General features: G+C 63.3%; 17 protein-coding genes. 2 read left to right on the top strand and 15 right to left on the bottom strand.

Features of this window, described 5'->3' with window-relative positions:
- Positions 1-74: 74 nt before the first annotated feature.
- The 15 genes from rnhB to rpsB form a co-directional block, all read right to left on the bottom strand.
- On the bottom strand, positions 75-710 hold the full coding sequence (gene rnhB / locus FEZ61_RS23055) for a ribonuclease HII (RefSeq protein WP_173150483.1): 636 nt from the start codon (positions 708-710) through the stop codon (positions 75-77).
- Entirely contained in the window at positions 710-1,837 is a 1,128-nt protein-coding gene (lpxB, locus tag FEZ61_RS23050) for a lipid-A-disaccharide synthase (RefSeq protein ID WP_173150567.1), read from the bottom strand. Before lpxB ends, rnhB begins: the two co-directional genes overlap by 1 nt.
- A 16-nt stretch (positions 1,838-1,853) precedes the next feature.
- On the bottom strand, positions 1,854-2,630 hold the full coding sequence (gene lpxA, locus FEZ61_RS23045) for an acyl-ACP--UDP-N-acetylglucosamine O-acyltransferase (RefSeq protein ID WP_173150481.1): 777 nt from the start codon (positions 2,628-2,630) through the stop codon (positions 1,854-1,856).
- On the bottom strand, positions 2,627-3,067 hold the full coding sequence (fabZ, locus tag FEZ61_RS23040) for a 3-hydroxyacyl-ACP dehydratase FabZ (RefSeq protein ID WP_007159483.1): 441 nt from the start codon (positions 3,065-3,067) through the stop codon (positions 2,627-2,629). Before fabZ ends, lpxA begins: the two co-directional genes overlap by 4 nt.
- A gap of 45 nt (positions 3,068-3,112) precedes the next feature.
- Complete coding sequence (gene lpxD / locus FEZ61_RS23035; RefSeq protein WP_173150480.1) at positions 3,113-4,189, bottom strand: UDP-3-O-(3-hydroxymyristoyl)glucosamine N-acyltransferase; 1,077 nt, start codon at positions 4,187-4,189, stop codon at positions 3,113-3,115.
- Positions 4,186-4,689 (bottom strand): OmpH family outer membrane protein, encoded by a 504-nt coding sequence (locus FEZ61_RS23030; RefSeq protein ID WP_017639048.1) that lies wholly within the window; start codon positions 4,687-4,689, stop codon positions 4,186-4,188. The genes lpxD and FEZ61_RS23030 overlap by 4 nt, the downstream gene beginning before the upstream one ends.
- Before the next feature lie 38 nt (positions 4,690-4,727).
- Positions 4,728-7,097, bottom strand: a complete 2,370-nt coding sequence (bamA, locus tag FEZ61_RS23025) for an outer membrane protein assembly factor BamA (RefSeq protein ID WP_160923740.1) — start codon at positions 7,095-7,097, stop codon at positions 4,728-4,730.
- Positions 7,098-7,170: 73 nt separating this feature from the next.
- A complete protein-coding gene (gene rseP / locus FEZ61_RS23020; RefSeq protein WP_173150478.1) occupies positions 7,171-8,523 on the bottom strand; it encodes a sigma E protease regulator RseP in 1,353 nt (450 codons plus the stop codon).
- A 66-nt stretch (positions 8,524-8,589) separates the two neighbouring features.
- On the bottom strand, positions 8,590-9,771 hold the full coding sequence (gene ispC / locus FEZ61_RS23015; RefSeq protein WP_346342873.1) for a 1-deoxy-D-xylulose-5-phosphate reductoisomerase: 1,182 nt from the start codon (positions 9,769-9,771) through the stop codon (positions 8,590-8,592).
- Positions 9,768-10,583 (bottom strand): phosphatidate cytidylyltransferase, encoded by an 816-nt coding sequence (locus FEZ61_RS23010; RefSeq protein ID WP_064306764.1) that lies wholly within the window; start codon positions 10,581-10,583, stop codon positions 9,768-9,770. Before FEZ61_RS23010 ends, ispC begins: the two co-directional genes overlap by 4 nt.
- Positions 10,583-11,332, bottom strand: a complete 750-nt coding sequence (gene uppS / locus FEZ61_RS23005; protein WP_017639053.1) for a polyprenyl diphosphate synthase — start codon at positions 11,330-11,332, stop codon at positions 10,583-10,585. The genes FEZ61_RS23010 and uppS overlap by 1 nt, the downstream gene beginning before the upstream one ends.
- Before the next feature lie 18 nt (positions 11,333-11,350).
- Positions 11,351-11,908 (bottom strand): ribosome recycling factor, encoded by a 558-nt coding sequence (frr, locus tag FEZ61_RS23000; RefSeq protein WP_007159491.1) that lies wholly within the window; start codon positions 11,906-11,908, stop codon positions 11,351-11,353.
- Positions 11,905-12,648 carry a UMP kinase gene (gene pyrH / locus FEZ61_RS22995; RefSeq protein ID WP_017639054.1) on the bottom strand — a complete coding sequence of 248 codons (744 nt, stop codon included), beginning with the start codon at positions 12,646-12,648 and terminating at the stop codon, positions 11,905-11,907. Before pyrH ends, frr begins: the two co-directional genes overlap by 4 nt.
- Before the next feature lie 191 nt (positions 12,649-12,839).
- A complete protein-coding gene (gene tsf, locus FEZ61_RS22990) occupies positions 12,840-13,709 on the bottom strand; it encodes a translation elongation factor Ts (RefSeq protein WP_017639055.1) in 870 nt (289 codons plus the stop codon).
- A gap of 131 nt (positions 13,710-13,840) precedes the next feature.
- A complete protein-coding gene (rpsB, locus tag FEZ61_RS22985) occupies positions 13,841-14,578 on the bottom strand; it encodes a 30S ribosomal protein S2 (RefSeq protein ID WP_017639056.1) in 738 nt (245 codons plus the stop codon).
- A 287-nt stretch (positions 14,579-14,865) separates the two neighbouring features.
- Here rpsB and map point away from each other — a divergent pair, with 287 nt between their 5' ends.
- Both map and FEZ61_RS22975 read left to right on the top strand, forming a co-directional pair.
- The gene (gene map / locus FEZ61_RS22980) at positions 14,866-15,648 is read left to right on the top strand and encodes a type I methionyl aminopeptidase (RefSeq protein ID WP_017639057.1); all 783 of its coding nucleotides are present in this window, start codon (positions 14,866-14,868) and stop codon (positions 15,646-15,648) included.
- Between the two features lie 10 nt (positions 15,649-15,658).
- Positions 15,659-18,358, top strand: coding sequence for a [protein-PII] uridylyltransferase (locus FEZ61_RS22975; protein WP_173150477.1), 2,700 nt, complete (start codon positions 15,659-15,661; stop codon positions 18,356-18,358).
- Positions 18,359-18,374 lie beyond the last annotated feature (16 nt).

Here is an 18,374-nt window from a genome sequence, read left to right as displayed (position 1 = left end):
CAGAGACCCCTTGATGCATGAGGCGCGAGATTGTACTGGATTGTCGACCCGGGGTCAGAGCGCCGCGACGGCCGTCAGTAGGTCGCGATGATCTGGGTGGAGGCCTGGGTCTCGAGGGCGTGCCAGGCGTCACGCACCGGCGCGAAGGAACGCCGATGGATCGGCGTGGGCCCCAGGCGCCTGAGCGCGTCCAGGTGTTCGGCGGTGGGATAGCCCTTGTGCCCGGCCAGGCCATAGCCCGGATAGAGGGTATCCAGCACCTGCATCTCGCGATCGCGGGTCACCTTGGCCAGGATGGAGGCCGCGGCGATCGCCGGGACCTGGCTGTCGCCCTTCACCACCGGTGAACTGGGCACCGCCAGCCTGGGACAGCGATTGCCATCGATCAGGGCCAGCCGCGGCTGCACCCTCAGGCCTTCCACCGCACGCTGCATGGCCAGCATGGTGGCGTGCAGGATGTTGAGCTGGTCGATCTCGGCGACCTCGGCACGGGCCACGCACCAGGCCAGGGCCTTTTCCTGGATCTCGTCGAACAGGGCTTCGCGGCGCGTCAACGACAGCTTCTTCGAATCGTTGAGGCCGAGGATGGGCTTGCCCGGATCGAGGATCACCGCGGCGGTGACCACGGCGCCACACAGCGGACCGCGGCCGACTTCGTCAACCCCGGCGACCAGCGCCTCGACCAGATTGAAATCCAGTCCCAGCTGCATCAGCTGCGCTGCCGCAGGAGATCCAGCACGGCCCCGGCCGCCTGGACCGAGGCATCGCGCCTCAGGCTGTGGTGGATGGCGGCGAAACTGTCGGTCTGCTGCTGCGGCCGCTCCAGCAACGGCAGCAGTTCGGCCACCAGCCGTTCCGGCGTCGCCTCGTGCTGGATCAGCTCGGGCACCAGCTTGCGCCCGGCCAGCAGGTTCGGCAGCGAAATGTAGGGACTCTTCACCAGCTGCTTGAGGATCAGATAGGTCAGGGGCGCCACCCGATAGGCCACCACCATGGGTCGCTTGAACAGCAGCGTCTCCAGGGTCGCGGTGCCCGAGGCGATCAGCACGCCATCACAGGCGGCCAGCACCTCATGGGAACGGCCATCGGTCAGCAGCAGCGGCAAGGGCGGCCGCCCTTCCAGCAGCTGCTCCACCTGCGCTCGCCGCACGGCATTGGCACAGGGCAACACGAAGCGCAGGTCGGGACGCACGGCCAGCAACTGGGCGGCCGCGTCGAGGAACAGCGCACCCAGGCGCCCCACTTCGCCACCGCGGCTGCCGGGCAGCAGGGCGACGACCTGCCCCTCTTCCGGCAAACCCAGGGCCTGCCTAGCCGCCAGGCGGTCGTTGTCCAGCGCAATGGTGTCGGCCAGCGGATGGCCAACGAAGCGCACCGGCACCTGCTGCTCTTCGTAGAAGCGCGCCTCGAAGGGGAACAGGGTCAGCATCAGGTCGCAGCCGTCGCGGATCTTCAATACGCGCTTCTGCCGCCAGGCCCAGACCGAGGGACTGACGTAATGCACCGCGGGAATGCCCGCGCGATGCAGCTGGGCTTCGATCTCGAGAACGAAGTCCGGGGCATCGATACCGATGAAGACATCGGGACGGGCGTCGAGCAACCCGGCGATCAGCGTCTTGCGCCGACCCAGGAGTTCCCGCAGGCGGCCGAGCACCTCGACCAGCCCCATGACCGCCAGGCGTTCCATGGGAAACTCGGACACCAGCCCTTCGGCTTCCATCCGCGGACCGCCCACGCCCATGAAGGAGATATTCGGGTGCTGTTCACGCAGCGCCTGCATCAGGCCGGCGCCGAGCAGATCACCCGACGCCTCCCCTGCCACCAGCGCCACGCGCAGCGGACGCTGGGCGAACTCAGCGGGTGATGCCACGCGTCGCACTCAGGATGGAATCACGGAACACCGCCACCTCGGGAAACCGCTGAGCCACCGGCTCCAGCTCACGCAGGGCGTCATCGACGGTCAGCCCCTGGCGGTAGACCACCTTGTAGGCGCGGCGCAATTCCTTGATGGCTTCAGCCGAGAAGCCCCGGCGGCGCATGCCTTCGAAGTTCATGCTGCGGGCTTCGGCCGGATTGCCGAACACCGTGACATAGGCCGGCACATCCTTGCCGATGGCCGTGCCCATGCCGGAAAAGCTGTGGGCACCGATGCGGCAGAACTGATGTACCAGGGTATAGCCGGACAGAATCGCCCAATCGTCGACATGCACGTGCCCGGCGAGGGCCGTGTTGTTGACCAGGATGCAGTGATTGCCGATCACGCTGTCATGGCCGATGTGCACATAGGCCATCAGCAGATTGTGATCGCCAAGGGTCGTCTCTTCCCGATCCTGCACGGTACCGCGATGGATGGTGACCCCTTCGCGGATGGTGTTGTGGTCGCCGATCCGCAGCCGGGTCGGTTCGCCCTGGTACTTGAGATCGGGCGTATCCTCGCCGATCGACGAGAACTGGAAGATACGATTGTGACGTCCGATCACGGTCGGACCCTTGAGGATGACGTGAGGGCCGATGACGGTCCCTTCGCCAATCTCGACATCCGGTCCGATGATTGACCAGGGGCCGACCTGGACATCGGCGGCGAGCCGTGCCTTGGGGTCGACGATAGCCCTGGGGTCAATCAACGTCATAGCTTGCGTTCCGCACAGATGATTTCAGCCGAACAGACCGGCTTGTCGTCCACACTGGCGTGGCACTCGAACTTCCAGATGCCGCGCTTGGTGCTGATGAAGCGGGCGTCGAGCATCAGCTGATCGCCCGGCGTCACCGGTTGGCGAAACCGCAGCTTATCCGATCCGACGAAGTAGTACAGGGTGCCGTCTGCCGGCGAGGAATTCATCATCTTGAAACCGAGCACGCCGGCGGCCTGGGCCATGGCCTCGACGATCAGCACGCCCGGCATGATCGGGTGCTGGGGGAAGTGGCCGGTAAAGAACGGTTCGTTGATGCTGACGTTCTTGTAGGCACGAATGCGCTTGGCTTCGATATCCAGCTCCAGCACGCGATCCACTAACAGAAAGGGATAGCGATGCGGGAGATATTCACGGATCTCGTTGATGTCCATCATGGTCGGGGAAGGCCTGTTCAGAAAGGGGAAACATCCGATGCAGAATCAAGCATCAGAAGCAGCGTCATCCCGCGAGGTCACGGTAGCAACGATTTTTTCCAGATGTTGCAGACGGCGGGCCATGTCGTCGAGGTGACGAATCCGCGCGGCGCTCTTCTTCCATTCACCGGCAGGCTGCATCGCCGTACCGGAGGAATAGGCGCCGGGCTCGGTAATCGAGCGGGTCACCATGGTCATACCGGTGACGAACACGTGGTCGCACACTTCGATATGACCGACCATGCCCACGCCGCCGGCGATGGTGCAGTGCTTGCCGATCTTGGTACTGCCAGAGATGCCCACGCAGGCGGCCATGGCGGTGTGCTCACCGACCTGGACGTTGTGCGCGATCATGATCTGGTTGTCGAGCTTGACGCCATTGCTGATGACCGTGTTCGCCAGGGCGCCGCGGTCGATGGTGGTGTTGGCACCAATCTCGACGTCGTCGCCGATCAGCACCCCACCCAGCTGGGCGATCTTCTGCCACTGACCACCCTCGTTGGCGAAGCCGAAGCCCTCGGCACCGATCACGGCACCCGATTGCACCACGGCACGCTCGCCGATGGTCACGTCGTGATAGAGCGTGACCCGGGGCGCCAGCCAACTGTCGGCGCCAATGACGCTCCGCGCACCGACCACGCAGTGGGCGCCCAGACTGACGCCCGCGCCGATGCGCGCTTGCGCCTCGATCACCACATAGGGACCGATGGCCGCCGTCGGATCCACCTGGGCATCCGCCGCGACCAGCGCCGTGGGATGGATACCGGCCGCGCTGCGCGGCTTGCGATCGAACAGATGGGAAAGCCGCGCGTAGGCCAGATAGGGGTTCGCCAGGATCAGGGCGTCACCGGCATAGCCGTCGGCGTCCTTTTCCGTCAGCAGCACGGCACCGGCCTGGGTATCGGCCAGGTAGCGGCGGTACTGAGGATTGGCGAGAAAACTCAACTGCTCAGGACCGGCCTCGGGCAGGGTAGCCAGACCGGTTACCAGGCGCTCGGACGAACCGCGTAACTCCACGGTCAACTGGCGGCTTTCCAGCCACTGCGCCAGTTCGCCCAGCGTAAAGGTGCTATGGCTCATCAACGACCCGCGTTCATGCGCTCGATCACCTGACGGGTGATGTCGTATTGCGGCTTCACGTCCACCACCGCACCGCGCTCGAGCACCAGATCGTAATCGCCCTTCTTCAGCACCTCTTCCACGGCCTTGTCCAGGCGCGGCTTGAGCAACTTGAGCATGTCGCGATCCGAGGCGGCCTTGGCGTCGTTGAGTTCCTTGGACTGGAACTGAAAGTCCCGGGCCTTCTGGCGGAAGTCGTTCTCCAGACGGGTACGCTCGGCCTGGGCCAGCTTGTCACCGCCCTTGTTGAGCTTGTCCTGGATGTCCTTGGCGGAGCTTTCCAGGCCCTTGAGCTTGTTCAGCTGGGGACCGAACTTCTTCTCGGAATCCACCGCGTACTTCTTGGCGGCATCGGATTCCAGCAGGGCCATCTGGTAGTTCAGCACGGCGATCTTGGTATCGGCGAACACCGGAGCGGCGACGAGAACGGCAGCGAACAGAGCGTAACGGGTGTACTTGTGCACAGTTGACTCCTGCGTAAAGCGCAAAGGTGTAGCCTGGGTCAGAACGTCTGACCCAGCGAGAACTGGAAGACCTGCGGATCGGAGTTGGCCGGCTTCTTGACCGGCATGCCCAGGCTGAAGCTCAGCGGGCCCAGGGCGGTAACCCAGGTCACACCGACACCAACGGAACTGGCCATGTTGGAGAAGCTGACATCACCACAGTTTTGTGTCGAGTTCAGGTAGCACTTGGTGCTGAACACATTACCCACGTCCCAGAACAAGACGGTCCGCAGGGACTTCTGATCCTTCACGAAGGGCAAGGGGAACAGGTATTCCACACCACCGGTGATCAGGACGTTGCCACCGAAGGCCTCGTCGTTTTCCCGATCGCGATAGCCCTGACCTTGATTAGCATAAGTCGCAGGGTTCTTTGGCGGCGTCGTCCGCGGACCCAGGCTGCTGTCCTCGAAACCCCGTACCGAGTTGAAGCCACCGGCGTAGTAGTTCTCGTAGAACGGCAGGCCATCGGTGCTGCCATAGCCGTCACCGTAACCCAGCTCGGTATGGAAGCGTAGCGCGGTAGTGTCGGTCAGCGGGGTGAACAACTGGCCGCGGTAGTCGAGCTTGTAAAAGCTCAGGTCGCTGCCCGGGATGGTGATCTGGCCGGTCAGGCTCTGGGAGGCACCACGGGTCGGCAGCACGCCGCGGTTCAGCGTCGAGCTGGACCAGCCGATGCTGGCCTTGAAGTTGGTGAAGTTGTCCCCTTCACGCTGGACGAAATCGTAGATCTCGTCGGCACTGTAGGTACCCGGGTTGATCTCGTCCTTCTGCACGCTCAGACCATAGGTCAGGCGCGAGGTCTCGCTGATCGGATAGCCCAGGGTGACACCGGTACCCAGGCTGTTGATCGAGTAGTAGGAGACGTCACTGTCGTACAGCTTGCTGTAGTCGGTGCTGCGATAGAAGATGTTGTAACCCAGACTCACGCCATCCGGCGTGAAGTAGGGATCGGTGAAACTGAAGTTGTAGCGACTCTGGTACTGGGAACGGGTCAGACCGATGCTGACCTGGTTGCCGGTACCGAGGAAGTTGTTCTGGCTGATGGAACCGCCCAGGATCAGACCGGCGCTCTGGGCGAAGCCGATGCTGGCGGTGATGGAGCCCGACGGCTGCTCTTCGACGTTGTAGTTGACGTCGACCATGTCGTCGGTGCCAGGCACCTGGGGCGTCTCGACCTTGACTTCCTTGAAGTAGCCCAGGCGTTCGAGACGGGTCTTGGACTGGTCGATGAGGTAGGTGGACGCCCACCCGCCTTCCATCTGACGCATCTCGCGACGCAGCACCTCATCCTCGGTCTTGGTGTTGCCGCGGAAGTTGATGCGATTGACGTAGGCACGCTTGCCCGGATCGACCACATAGGTCAGGGACACGCTGTGGTCGTCGTCATGGGGCTCGGGCAGACCGTTGACGTTGGCGAAGGTATAGCCTTCGTTGCCCAGGCGGCGGGTGATCAGATCCGAGGTGCTGGTCATGACCTTGCGCGAGAAGACCTGGCCCGGCTGGACCAGCATCAGTTTGCGCAGCTCTTCCTCCGGCACCTTGAGGTCGCCGGACAGCTTGACTTCACGAACGGTGTACTTCTGCCCTTCGTTGACGTTGACCGTGATGTAGACGTGCTTCTTGTCGGGCGTGATGGACACCTGGGTCGAGGTGATGTCCATGTTGATGTAGCCGCGGTCCAGGTAATAGGAGCGCAGGCGCTCCAGGTCACCCGCCAACTTTTCCCGGGAGTATTTGTCATCGTTACGGAAGAACGACAACCAGTTGCTCGGCTTGAGTTCGAACAGCGAGGTGAGGTCATCCTCGGCGAAGACCGTGTTGCCCACCACATTAACGTGGGAGATGGTCGCGACCTCGCCCTCGTTGACGGTGATCTTGAGCTGCACCCGGTTACGGGGCTGCGGCACCACTTCGGCGTCGATGCTGGCGGAATAACGGCCCTGGGCGACGTACTGGCGCAGCAGTTCGTTGCGCACGCCTTCCAGCGTCGCACGCTGGAAGATCTCGCCCTCGGCGAGACCGGCCTGCTTGAGGCCCTTCATCAGGTCGTCGCTGGAGATCGCCTTGTTGCCTTCCAGGGTGATGCTGGAAATGGAGGGACGCTCGACCAGATTCACGACCAGGACGTTGCCGTCACGGCCCAGCTGGATGTCCTGGAAGAATCCGGTACGGAAGAGCGAGCGGGAGGCTTCGGCCAACTTGTTGTCGTCGACGGACTCGCCGACATTGAGCGGCAGGGCACCGAAGACGCTGCCGGACGATACTCGTTGCAGTCCGTTGACGCGGATATCGGAGATGGTGAAGGACTCGGCGTGTACCTCGCCGATCATCAGCGCGGCTATTACCGCAGGTAGCAGCAGGCGTTTCATGAGTCCCTTTTATTCCAACTGGCAAATAAAGAATCTGCCGCACTGGGCGGCAGATTCGGCAATCAGCAGAGTGTCAGAGGCGACCGAGGTCATTGACCAAGGCCAGCAGCATCACACCCACGACGAGGCTAATACCGATCTGCATGCCCCATGTCTGTACACGCTCGGACAAGGGCCGCCCGCGAATCCACTCGACGAAGTAGAACACCAGGTGACCACCGTCGAGCACAGGGATAGGCAACAGATTCAGAACCCCCAGGCTAATGCTCAGGTACGCCAGAAAATTGAGGAAGTCCCCTAGGCCTGACTGAGCGGAAGCGCCCGCCACTTTAGCAATGGTTATCGGCCCGCTCAAGTTTTTTACCGACAGCTCTCCCAAGAGCATCTTCTTCAGGGAAACCAGCGTCAGCACGCTCATCTGCCAGGTCCGACCGATCCCCTCCCCCACGGCGGCGACGGGTCCATAGCTGATTTCGCGAACCATTTCCGCCGGCCACTTGACCGGTGCCACACCGGCGCCGAGGTAGCCGGCGTCGGTGGAATCGACCCGCCGCGCGCCCAAACGCAGGGACAGATCCCGCCGCTGACCCTCGCGTTCATAGGTGACCTTGACCTGCTGATCGGGATGCGCCCGCACCCAGTCCACCGCCTGCTGCCAATCGCTGATCGCCGTATCGTTCAGGGCGATCAGGCGATCTCCCGTCTGCAGGCCGGCCGCTTTCGCCGGACCGGCCGGATCCAGCTCGGCGAAGACTGCCGGAATCTGTGGCCGCCAGGGTTTCAGGCCCAGGGCTTGGATCGGATCGGGATCTTCCGCACCGCGCAGCCAGGCGTCGAGCTGGATGACCGTGCGCTGCTCGGCGGTGGTGCCCGGCACCCGGTAACTCAGGCGCAGCGGACCACTTTCACCCAGACGATCAACCAGGCGCAGATTGACTGCCGACCAGCTGTCCACAGCGGCGTCATCCACCGCGGTCAGCTCTGCACCGACGGGAATGCCTGCGGTGGCAGCCAGCGTATCGGGCGTGATGCCGCCCACGACCGGCCGCGACTGCTGGGAACCCAGCATGGCCAGCACCCAGAAGAACAGGATGGCGAGCAGGAAGTTGGCGATCGGACCGGCGGCGACGATGGCGATGCGCTGGCGTACCGTCTTGCGGTTGAAGGCGGCATGCTGATCTTCAGGGGCCACCGGCGCTTCGCGCTCGTCCAGCATCTTCACGTAGCCGCCCAGTGGGATCGCGGCCACCACGAATTCGGTGCCGTGGCGATCGTGCCAGCGCAGCAGCGGCTTGCCAAAACCGACGGAAAAGCGCAGGACCTTGACGCCGCACCGGCGCGCCGTCCAGAAATGGCCATACTCGTGAATGGTCACCAGGACGCCCAGGGCGATCAGGGTTCCCAGTATCGTATAAAGGATGGACATTGGCTGCCTCCGCTACCTCAGTGTGCCGATTCTGCGGACTCGCAGGTCAGGTGTCGAGGCGCGGGATCAGCGTCTCGCCAACCACTCCCGAGCCAGCTGCCGAGCGGTATTGTCGGCTGCGAAAACCGCGTCCAGATCGGCGGCCGGACCGGGCTCGACACCCTTGAGCACCGACTCGATCAGTTGCGGGATCTCGGTAAAACCCAGTTGACCCGCGAGAAAGGCCTCGACGGCGACTTCATTGGCGGCATTGAGCGTCGCCGGCATGCAACCACCCGCCTGAGCGGCTTCCCGGGCCAGACGCAGGCAAGGAAAGCGCGTTTCGTCAGGGCGCTCGAACTCGAGCCGGCCAATTTCGAACAGATCCAGCGCCGTGACCCCGGAGTCGATTCGCTCGGGCCAGGCCAGGGCATGGGCGATGGGGGTGCGCATATCGGGATTGCCCAACTGGGCCAGCACCGAACCGTCCACATAGTCGACCAGCGAATGAATCACGCTCTGGGGATGGATGACCACCTCGACCTGCTCAGGTGTCGCCTCGAACAGCCAGCACGCCTCGATCAACTCCAGCCCCTTGTTCATCAGGGTCGCGGAGTCCACTGAAATCTTGCGGCCCATGGACCACTTGGGATGGGCACAGGCCTGGTCCGGCGTCACCTCGACCAGCTGCTCGGCCGGTGTCTCGCGGAACGGACCACCCGAGGCGGTGAGCAGGATGCGTCGTACGCCCTTGCGCGCCAGGCCGGGTGTCGCCGGATCGGCCAGGCACTGGAAGATGGCGTTGTGCTCGCTGTCGATGGGCAGCAGGGTCGCGCCACTGGCCTGCACCGCCTCGATGAAGAGCGCGCCGCTCATGACCAGGGCTTCCTTGTTGGCCAGCAGCACGCGCTTGCCAGCCTTGACCGCCGCCAGCGTCGGCTTCAGCCCGGCCGCGCCAACGATGGCCGCCATGACGGTATCGACCTGGGGATGAGCGGCGATGGCCTCCAGGCCACCCTCGCCCACCAGGATCTCGGGGAGCATTTCAGCCCCTCGCAGCAGGCCGGCCAAGCAGTCGGCGGACGCCTGATCCGGCACGGCCGCATAGACCGGCTGGAAACGTCGGCAGAGATCAGCCAGCTCGTTCAGGCGACGATGCCCGCTCAAGGCGAAGATCCGATAACGCTCAGGATGCCGCGCTACCACATCCAGGGTGCTGGCACCGATGGAACCGGTCGCACCCAGCACGCAAAGCCATTGGAGACTCACTGAACACCCCAGCCGGCCCACCAGAGCAGCAGCGCGAACAGCGGTACGGCGGCGGTGAGGCTGTCGATGCGATCCAGTACGCCGCCGTGCCCCGGCAGCAGTTGACTGCTGTCCTTGAGCCCGGCCTGACGCTTGAACATGCTTTCGGTGAGATCACCCACCACGGAAATCAGCACCACGCAGGCCGCGCCGATGAGCGCCTGCATGAGGTCGCCCAGACCCCAGCCACGGACCAGACCGAGCACCAGGGTCGCCACCAGCGCGGCGGCCAGGCCACCATAGAGGCCTTCCCAGCTCTTGCCCGGACTCACCGCCGGCGCCAGCTTGCGCTTGCCAAAGGCCCGTCCGGAGAAATAGGCGAAGATGTCGGCCAGCCACACCAGCATCATCACTTCGAGAATCAGCAGATTGCCACCCGGTGCCGCCTTGAGCAGCATCAGCCCTTGCCAGGCCGGAACCAGCACCACCAGCCCGATCAGCAGGCGCCGCCAGGAGGCCTGCCAGGCCCGAGCGCTATCGGGATAGGTGAGCACCAGCACGGTCGCATAGAGCCACCAGGCCAGGCTGATGAACAGCAGTCCGTGCGCCCCCGCCGGCAACCACCAGCAGAGCAGCAGCGCCAGCGCCACGACGGCGGCATAGGCACAACGCAGCGGCTGGGTTTCCAGACCCGCCAAGCGTGCCCACTCCCAGGCACCCAGGACCACGACCGCACCGATGAACAAGGCGAAGGCCGCCCCTTCCAGCCAAAAAAATCCGGCCAGGGCGATGGGCAGGAGCACCATCGCCGTGATAACTCGCTGCTTCAGCATTAGGCGCGTAGCTCCGCTTCGACCTGTTCGCAGGTCCGGCCGAACCGCCGTTGGCGGGTGGCGAAGTCGGCCAGCGCGGCGTGCATGGCCTCGTGCTTGAAGTCCGGCCAGAACAGGTCGGAAAAATACAGCTCGGCATAGGCGATCTGCCAGAGCAGGAAGTTGCTGACCCGCCGCTCGCCACCCGTGCGGATGCACAGGTCGGGCAACGGTAGGTCAGCGGTCGCCAGGCAGCCCTGCAGCAGCTCCGGCGTGATGTCACCCGGCTGCAGCGACCCCTGCTGGACCTGCGTCGCCAGCTGCTGGGCGGCCTGGGTGATATCCCATTGCCCCCCGTAGTTGGCGGCGATCTGCAGCACGAACCGGGTGTGATGGGCAGTGAGTGCCTCGACTTCCGCCATGGCCGCCTGCAGTTCCGGGTGGAACAGCGAGCGATCGCCGATGATGCGCAGCCGGATGCCATTCTGATGCAGCTTCTTGGCCTCTCGCCGCAAGGCGGACAGGAAGAGCTCCATCAGGGCGCCGACCTCGTCGGCCGGACGCCGCCAGTTCTCGCTGGAAAAGGCGAACAGCGTCAGCACCTCGACGCCCGCATCGCCGCACACCTCGATGACCGCGCGCACGGCGTCCACTCCGGCCTTGTGACCGGCGACGCCCGGCAGCAACCGACGGCGCGCCCAGCGATTGTTCCCATCCATGATGATCGCCACGTGACGTGGCACCACCTTGCCTGGCTTGCTCATGCCCATGTTACGTCCCAACCGTTGTCAAACAGCCATCAAGTCGGCTTCCTTGGCCTCCAGAGCCTTGTCCACCTCGGCGACGAATTTATCAGTCAGCTTCTGGACTTCATCCTGAGCGCGACGATCCTCGTCTTCACTGATTTCCTTTTCCTTGAGCAGATCCTTGAGCTGAGCCAGGGCATCGCGGCGGATGTTGCGCACGGAGACCCGCGCCTGCTCGGCCTCGGCACGCGCCTGCTTGGTGAAGCCCTTGCGGGTCTCTTCGGTCAGGGCCGGCATCGGCACGCGAATGGTGGTGCCGGCGGTGGCCGGATTGAGGCCCAGGTCGGAGGTCATGATGGCCTTCTCGACCGCCTGGATCATGCTCTTGTCGAACACGCTCAGGGCCAGGGTCCGCGAATCCTCGACGGTGACGTTGGCCACCTGGCGCAGCGGAGTGTCGCTGCCGTAGTAGGACACCATGACGCTATCCAGGATGCTTGGATGAGCGCGTCCGGTACGGATCTTGGCAAAGGCGTGGCCCAGGGCTTCCAGGGTCTTGGTCATGCGCGTCTGCGCATCCTTCTTGATCTCGTTGATCATGCTGCTCCCTCCTCGATCAGGGTGCCCTCACCACCGCCCACCACGATGTTGAGCAGGGCGCCGGGCTTGTTCATGTTGAAAACCCGCAGGGGCATGTTGTGGTCACGGCAGAGACAGATGGCCGTGAGGTCCATGACACCCAGCTTGCGGTCGAGCACTTCGTCGTAGGTCAGGCGCTCGAATTTTTCGGCATTGGGATCCTTGAAAGGATCTGCCGTGTATACACCATCCACCTTGGTGGCCTTGAGCACCAGATCGGCTTCGACCTCGATGGCGCGCAGGCAGGCGGCGGAATCGGTGGTAAAGAACGGATTGCCGGTCCCGGCGGAGAAGATGACGACTTCGCCATCCTTCAACTGACGCAGGGCCTTGCGGCGATCGTACTGGTCGGTCACGCCGACCATGGAGATGGCGGACATCACCGTGGCGGGAATATTGGAGCGTTCCAGGGCGTCACGCATGGCCAGGGCGTTCATCACGGTAGCCAGCATGCCCATGTGGTCGCCGGTCACCCGGTCCATGCCCACGGCGGACAGCGCCGCACCGCGGAACAGGTTGCCACCGCCGATCACCAGACCGACCTGGACACCGATGCCCACCAGTTGGCCAATCTCCAGCGACATGCGATCCAGCACCTTCGGATCGATCCCGAAGTCTTCACTTCCCATCAGGGCTTCGCCACTGAGCTTCAGCAGAATACGCTTGTAACGGGGTTGGCGACCACTCATCTGCTGTGCCATTCACTCTCTCCTGTGGCGATGAACATGTGCGGGGATTTTGATCCAGCGATAGGAAAGCGCAACTGCAGTTGCGTTCACTCCCATCGGCAAAAAACTCCTTGGAAGACGAGAAATCAGACCTGCCTTCCAATTTGACAAAGAGGCCGCGCGCTCGAAGCGGGCGGCCTCCTGGTCAACGGCGGATGCCGGTCTTACTGCTTGCTGGCAGCCAGCTGGGCAGCGACTTCGGCAGCGAAGTCGACTTCAGCCTTCTCGATGCCTTCGCCTACTTCGTAACGTACGAAGGAAACGATTTCGGCGCCGGCTTTCTTGGCCAGTTCACCGACCTTGACTTCCGGATCCTTGATGAAAGGCTGCTCAACCAGGCTGGCTTCAGCCAGGAACTTGTTGATACGACCCTTGACCATGTTCTCCACAATGTTTTCCGGCTTGCCGGCGATCTTGTCGGCATTCAGCGCCAGGAAGATTTCCTTTTCCTTAGCGACAGCTTCTTCGGAAACCTGGGACGGATTCAGGAACTGGGGATTGCTCGCCGCGACGTGCATGGCGATTTCCTTGGCCAACTCGGCGCTGCCACCCTGCAGGGTAACGACCACACCGATGCGGTGACCGTGGAGGTAGGCGCCAACGACATCGCCTTCGACGCGGGTCAGACGACGGATGTTGACGTTCTCGCCGCACTTGGCGACCAGGGCCTCACGGGCACTTTCCTGAGCGGCGATCAGCGGAGCGGCATCGCTCATCTTCTCGGCGAAGGCCTTGTCCAGGCTGGCGGCGACGAAGCCCTTGAAGTCGTCCTGCAGAGCCAGGAAATCGGTCTGGGAGTTGACTTCGATGATGACGGCAGCCTTGTGGTCGTCAGCGACCTTGACCGCGATGGAGCCTTCGGCAGCCACGTTACCGGCTTTCTTGGCGGCCTTGATGGCGCCAGCGGCACGCATGTCGTCGATGGCCTTCTCGATGTCGCCACCGGCAGCGGCCAGGGCCTTCTTGCAATCCATCATGCCTTGGCCGGTGCGCTCGCGCAGTTCTTTGACCAGGGCTGCAGTGATTTCTGCCATGTTTGAAATCCTCTTGAATCGGTTTCGAGGTCACTCCGCACGGAGACGGAGCCAATGAAACGCCAGTAGGCAAAAAGGGGGCTAGGCCCCCTTCTCGCACGTCGAACCGCTCGACCCTAGGGTCGACCTGCTCAGCCCTCGACGGCTTCGGCAGCGGTTTCTTCGACGAATTGCTCGTTGGCACCGCCGTTGCTGCCGCCACGGATCACGGCATCGGCAACGCTGCTCAGGTACAGAGTAACGGCGCGGAAGGCGTCATCGTTGCCGGGGATGATGTAGTCAACACCTTCCGGGCTGCTGTTGGTATCGACGACGCCGATGACCGGGATGCCCAGCTTGTTGGCTTCGGTGATGGCGATGCGCTCGTGGTCAACGTCGATCACGAACAGGGCATCCGGCAGACCGCCCATGTCCTTGATACCACCCAGGCTGCGCTCGAGCTTCTCGAGGTCGCGGGTACGCATTAGGGCTTCTTTCTTGGTCAGCTTGTCGAAAGTACCGTCCTGGGACTGGACTTCCAGATCGCGCAGACGCTTGATCGAGGCACGGATGGTCTTGTAGTTGGTCAGCATGCCGCCCAACCAGCGATGATCAACGAAGGGCTGACCGCAACGCGCGGCTTCTTCGCGAACGATCTTGCCGGCAGCGCGCTTGGTGCCGACGAACAGGATCTTGTTCTTGCCGGACGCCAGGCGCTCAACGAAGGTCAGGGCCTCGTTGAACATCGGCAGGGTCTTTTCGAGGTTGATGATGTGGATCTTGTTACGCGCGCCGAAGATGTACTTGCCCATCTTCGGGTTCCAGTAACGGGTTTGGTGGCCGAAATGCACGCCGGCTTTCAGCATGTCACGCATGGAGACTTGAGACATTTAGATGTTCCTCGTAGTCGGGTTGGGCCTCCACGCATCCCAATGACCAACTTCCCATCGGGAAGCACCCAGGTCATCGTGTCGATGCGTGTGTGGGGTTAGGAGCGCTAGAGGGCATAGCCCCGAAAAAGCGCGCGACTTTATATCACGCCTTGCCGGATACCACCAGCGGCGATTGCCGCCTAGCGGAGATCCAGGGGTACCGCCGGTAGCCACAGCGCGGGCGACGGCTCTGATAGAATAGCGGATCGAAAGCTAACGCCCGGCGTGATACCTAGAGATTTCCGATGACCGTCATCCTCAAGACCCCTGAAGACATCGCCAAGATGCGCATCGCCGGCCAACTGGCCGCCGAGGTGCTCGAAATGCTGGACGAGCACGTGCGTCCCGGCATCACCACCGAAGAACTGGATCGACTGGCCCACGACTACATCGTCAACGTGCAGCAGGCCATCCCCGCCCCGCTGAACTACAAGGGCTATCCGAAATCCATCTGCACCTCGCTGAACCACGTGGTCTGCCACGGCATTCCCAATGACAAGCCGCTCAAGAGCGGCGACATCATGAACGTGGACATCACCGTGATCAAAGACGGCTACCACGGCGACACCAGCAAGATGTATCTAGTGGGCGACGTGCCCGAGTGGGCGGACCGCCTCTGTCAGATCACCCAGGAATGCCTCTACAAGGGTATCGAGCTGGTCCGCCCGGGCGCGCGCCTGGGCGATATCGGCGAAGTCATCCAGAAGCATGCGGAGAAGAACGGCTTCTCGGTGGTGCGCGAATACTGCGGCCACGGCATCGGCAAGGGCTTCCACGAGGAGCCGCAGGTGGTGCATTACGGCCGTGCCGGTACCGGCCTCGAGCTGCAGGCCGGGATGATCTTCACCATCGAGCCGATGATCAACCAGGGCCGCTACGAGACCCGCCTGCTGGGCGACGGCTGGACCGCCATCACCAAGGACCGCAAGCTGTCCGCGCAGTGGGAACACACGGTGCTGGTCACCGAACAGGGTTACGAGATCCTGACCCTGAGAAAGGACGAAACCTTTCCCCGCGTTTCTGCGTGAGTGAGCGCCCATGCCCCATGTCGATTCGGAGTTGTTCGACGCCGGCCAGTTCCAGGCTGAGCTTTCGCTGAAAGCCAGCCCCCTCGCGGCCTTCAAGAAATTCATCAGGGCCGCGAACGCCACCCTCGATGCCCGCTTTCTGGCCGGACGCAGCGTGCGCCGGCTGGTCGAGGATCGCGCCTGGTTTATCGACCAGATGCTCATCGCGGCCTGGAATCGCTTCAATTGGCCGGAAGATGGCATCGCCCTGCTCGCGGTCGGCGGCTATGGCCGCGGCGAGTTGCACCCGCATTCGGACATCGACCTGCTGATCCTGCTGGCCGAAGAGGAGCAGGAACGCTTCCGCGATTCCATCGAAGGCTTCCTGACCCTGCTGTGGGACGTGGGCCTGGCGGTGGGGCAAAGCGTCAGATCGCTGCGCGAGTGCACCACCGAAGCCCTCGCCGACCTGACGGTCATCACCAACCTGATGGAAAGCCGCACCCTCGCCGGCCCCGAGCACCTGCGCCAGGCGATGCTCGCGGCCACCAGTGTCGAGCACCTCTGGCCAGGGCGCGCCTTCTACCTCGCCAAGCGCGCCGAGCAGAGTGCAAGGCACGCCAAGTACAACGACACCGAGTACAACCTCGAACCCAACGTGAAGGGTTCGCCCGGCGGCCTGCGCGACATCCAGACGCTGCTGTGGATCGCCCGGCGGCAATTCGGCACCCTCAACCTGCAGGCCCTGGTGGGCCAGGGCTTTCTCACCGAAAGCGAGTGCAGCCTGCTGATCTCGGCGCAGGAGTACCTGTGGAAGGTTCGCTATGCCCTGCACATGCTGGCCGGTCGCCCGGAGGATCGCCTGCTGTTCGACCACCAGCGACGCATCGCCAACCTGCTCGGCTACGAGGACAACGACGCCAAGCTGGCGGTCGAGCGCTTCATGCAGAAGTACTACCGGGTGGTGATGGACGTCTCCCAGCTCAGCGACGTGGTCATGCAGCACTTCGAGGAAGTGAATCTGCGCGACGAGCAGATACCTGCCGCGGTGACGCCGATCAACAACAGATTCCAGATCCGCAACGGTTATCTGGAGGTGGTGCATCCGCAGGTGTTCCTGCGCACGCCCTTCGCCCTGATGGAACTGTTCGTCTTGCTGGCGCAGAACCCGGCGGTCAAGGGCCCCAGCGCCGGCACCATCCGCTTGCTGCGTGACAGCCGTCACCTGATCGACGACGCCTTCCGCCAGGACATCCGCAATACCAGCCTGTTCATCGAACTGCTCAAGAGCGAATCCGGGATCCATCGCAATCTGCGGCGGATGAATCGCTACGGACTGCTGGGGCTCTACCTGCCCGAATTCGGCCAGATCGTCGGCCAGATGCAGCATGACCTCTTCCACATCTATACGGTGGACGCCCACACCCTCAATCTCATCAAGCATCTGCGCAAGATGAGCTACGACGTCCTGGCGGAGAAGTATCCGCTGGCGACGCGGGTGATCCACAAGCTGCCCAAGCCGGAGCTGATCTATATCGCTGGTCTCTACCACGACATCGCCAAGGGCCGTGGCGGCGATCACTCGGAGCTGGGCGCGGAAGACGTGGAAGCCTTCGGTCGCCGCCACCAGCTGCCGGAATGGGATACCCGCCTGGTCAGCTGGCTGGTGCGCAACCACCTGGTGATGTCCACCACCGCCCAGCGCAAGGATCTCTCCGATCCCCAGGTGATCCACGACTTCGCCCTGACGGTGGGTGACCACACCCACCTGGACTATCTGTACGTCCTCACCGTGGCCGACATCACCGCGACCAATCCGTCGCTGTGGAATTCCTGGCGCGCCACCCTGCTGCGCCAGCTCTACACCGAGACCAAGCGCGCCCTGCGCCGCGGCCTGGAGAATCCGGTCAATCGCGAGGAGCAGATTCGCAGCACCCAGCAATCGGCCCTCGATACCCTGATGCGCCGCGGCATCGATGCCGATGACGCCGAGCAGCTGTGGTCGCAGCTGGGCGACACCTATTTCCTGCGGCATACGGCGCTGGACGTGGCCTGGCACACCGAGGCCATCCTCGGCCATGGCGATACCGCGGAGCCCCTGGTGCTGATCCGCGAGACCACCCAGCGGGATTCCGAAGGCGGCACCCAGATCTTCATCTATGCCGCGGACCAGCATGACTTCTTCGCGGTGACCGTGGCGGTGATGGACCAGCTCAACCTGAACATTCAGGACGCACGCATCATCACCTCCAGCAGCCAGTTCACCCTGGACACCTATATCGTGCTGGACACCGATGGCGGCTCGATCGGCAACAATCCCGCGCGCGTCGCCCAGATCCGCGCCGGCCTGATCGAGGCGCTCAAGCACCCGGAAGAGTACCCGAGCATCATCAACCGGCGCGTGACCCGCCAGCTCAAGCATTTCGCCTTTTCGCCCCAGGTGAACATCTATACCGACACCACGCGTTCGGCGAGTCTGATCGAGTTAACGGCGCCGGACCGACCCGGGCTGCTGGCACGGGTGGGTCGCATCTTCCTCGACTTCGACCTGTCCGTGCTCAACGCCAAGATCGCCACCCTCGGCGAGCGCGTGGAAGACGTCTTCTATGTCACCGACGCCGATGGTCGCCCCCTGGCAGATCCCGCTCTGTGCAGCGCCCTGCAGCAAGCCCTGATCAAGCAACTGGGCGAGTCGGACAGCCAGACGCCACTCAGCCGCATCAGCATCTAGCGCCTTGATCTAACGC

It is taken from the genome of Pseudomonas sp. MS15a(2019) (assembly GCF_013277805.1).
GTDB lineage: Bacteria > Pseudomonadota > Gammaproteobacteria > Pseudomonadales > Pseudomonadaceae > Chryseomonas > Chryseomonas benzopyrenica.
The sequence above is the reverse complement of the archived record's forward strand: the minus strand, read 5'-3'. Positions and strand labels throughout refer to the sequence as shown.

Bases quoted from the DNA above. Each gene is read 5' to 3' on its own strand.
- rnhB (WP_173150483.1), bottom strand. From the start codon at position 710: ATGCAGCTGGGACTGGATTTCAATCTGGTCGAGGCGCTGGTCGCCGGG.
- lpxA (WP_173150481.1), bottom strand. From the start codon at position 2,630: ATGACGTTGATTGACCCCAGGGCTATCGTCGACCCCAAGGCACGGCTC.
- fabZ (WP_007159483.1), bottom strand. From the start codon at position 3,067: ATGATGGACATCAACGAGATCCGTGAATATCTCCCGCATCGCTATCCC.
- bamA (WP_160923740.1), bottom strand. From the start codon at position 7,097: ATGAAACGCCTGCTGCTACCTGCGGTAATAGCCGCGCTGATGATCGGC.
- rseP (WP_173150478.1), bottom strand. From the start codon at position 8,523: ATGTCCATCCTTTATACGATACTGGGAACCCTGATCGCCCTGGGCGTC.
- FEZ61_RS23010 (WP_064306764.1), bottom strand. From the start codon at position 10,583: ATGCTGAAGCAGCGAGTTATCACGGCGATGGTGCTCCTGCCCATCGCC.
- uppS (WP_017639053.1), bottom strand. From the start codon at position 11,332: ATGGGCATGAGCAAGCCAGGCAAGGTGGTGCCACGTCACGTGGCGATC.
- frr (WP_007159491.1), bottom strand. From the start codon at position 11,908: ATGATCAACGAGATCAAGAAGGATGCGCAGACGCGCATGACCAAGACC.
- pyrH (WP_017639054.1), bottom strand. From the start codon at position 12,648: ATGGCACAGCAGATGAGTGGTCGCCAACCCCGTTACAAGCGTATTCTG.
- tsf (WP_017639055.1), bottom strand. From the start codon at position 13,709: ATGGCAGAAATCACTGCAGCCCTGGTCAAAGAACTGCGCGAGCGCACC.
- rpsB (WP_017639056.1), bottom strand. From the start codon at position 14,578: ATGTCTCAAGTCTCCATGCGTGACATGCTGAAAGCCGGCGTGCATTTC.
- map (WP_017639057.1), top strand. From the start codon at position 14,866: ATGACCGTCATCCTCAAGACCCCTGAAGACATCGCCAAGATGCGCATC.
- FEZ61_RS22975 (WP_173150477.1), top strand. From the start codon at position 15,659: ATGCCCCATGTCGATTCGGAGTTGTTCGACGCCGGCCAGTTCCAGGCT.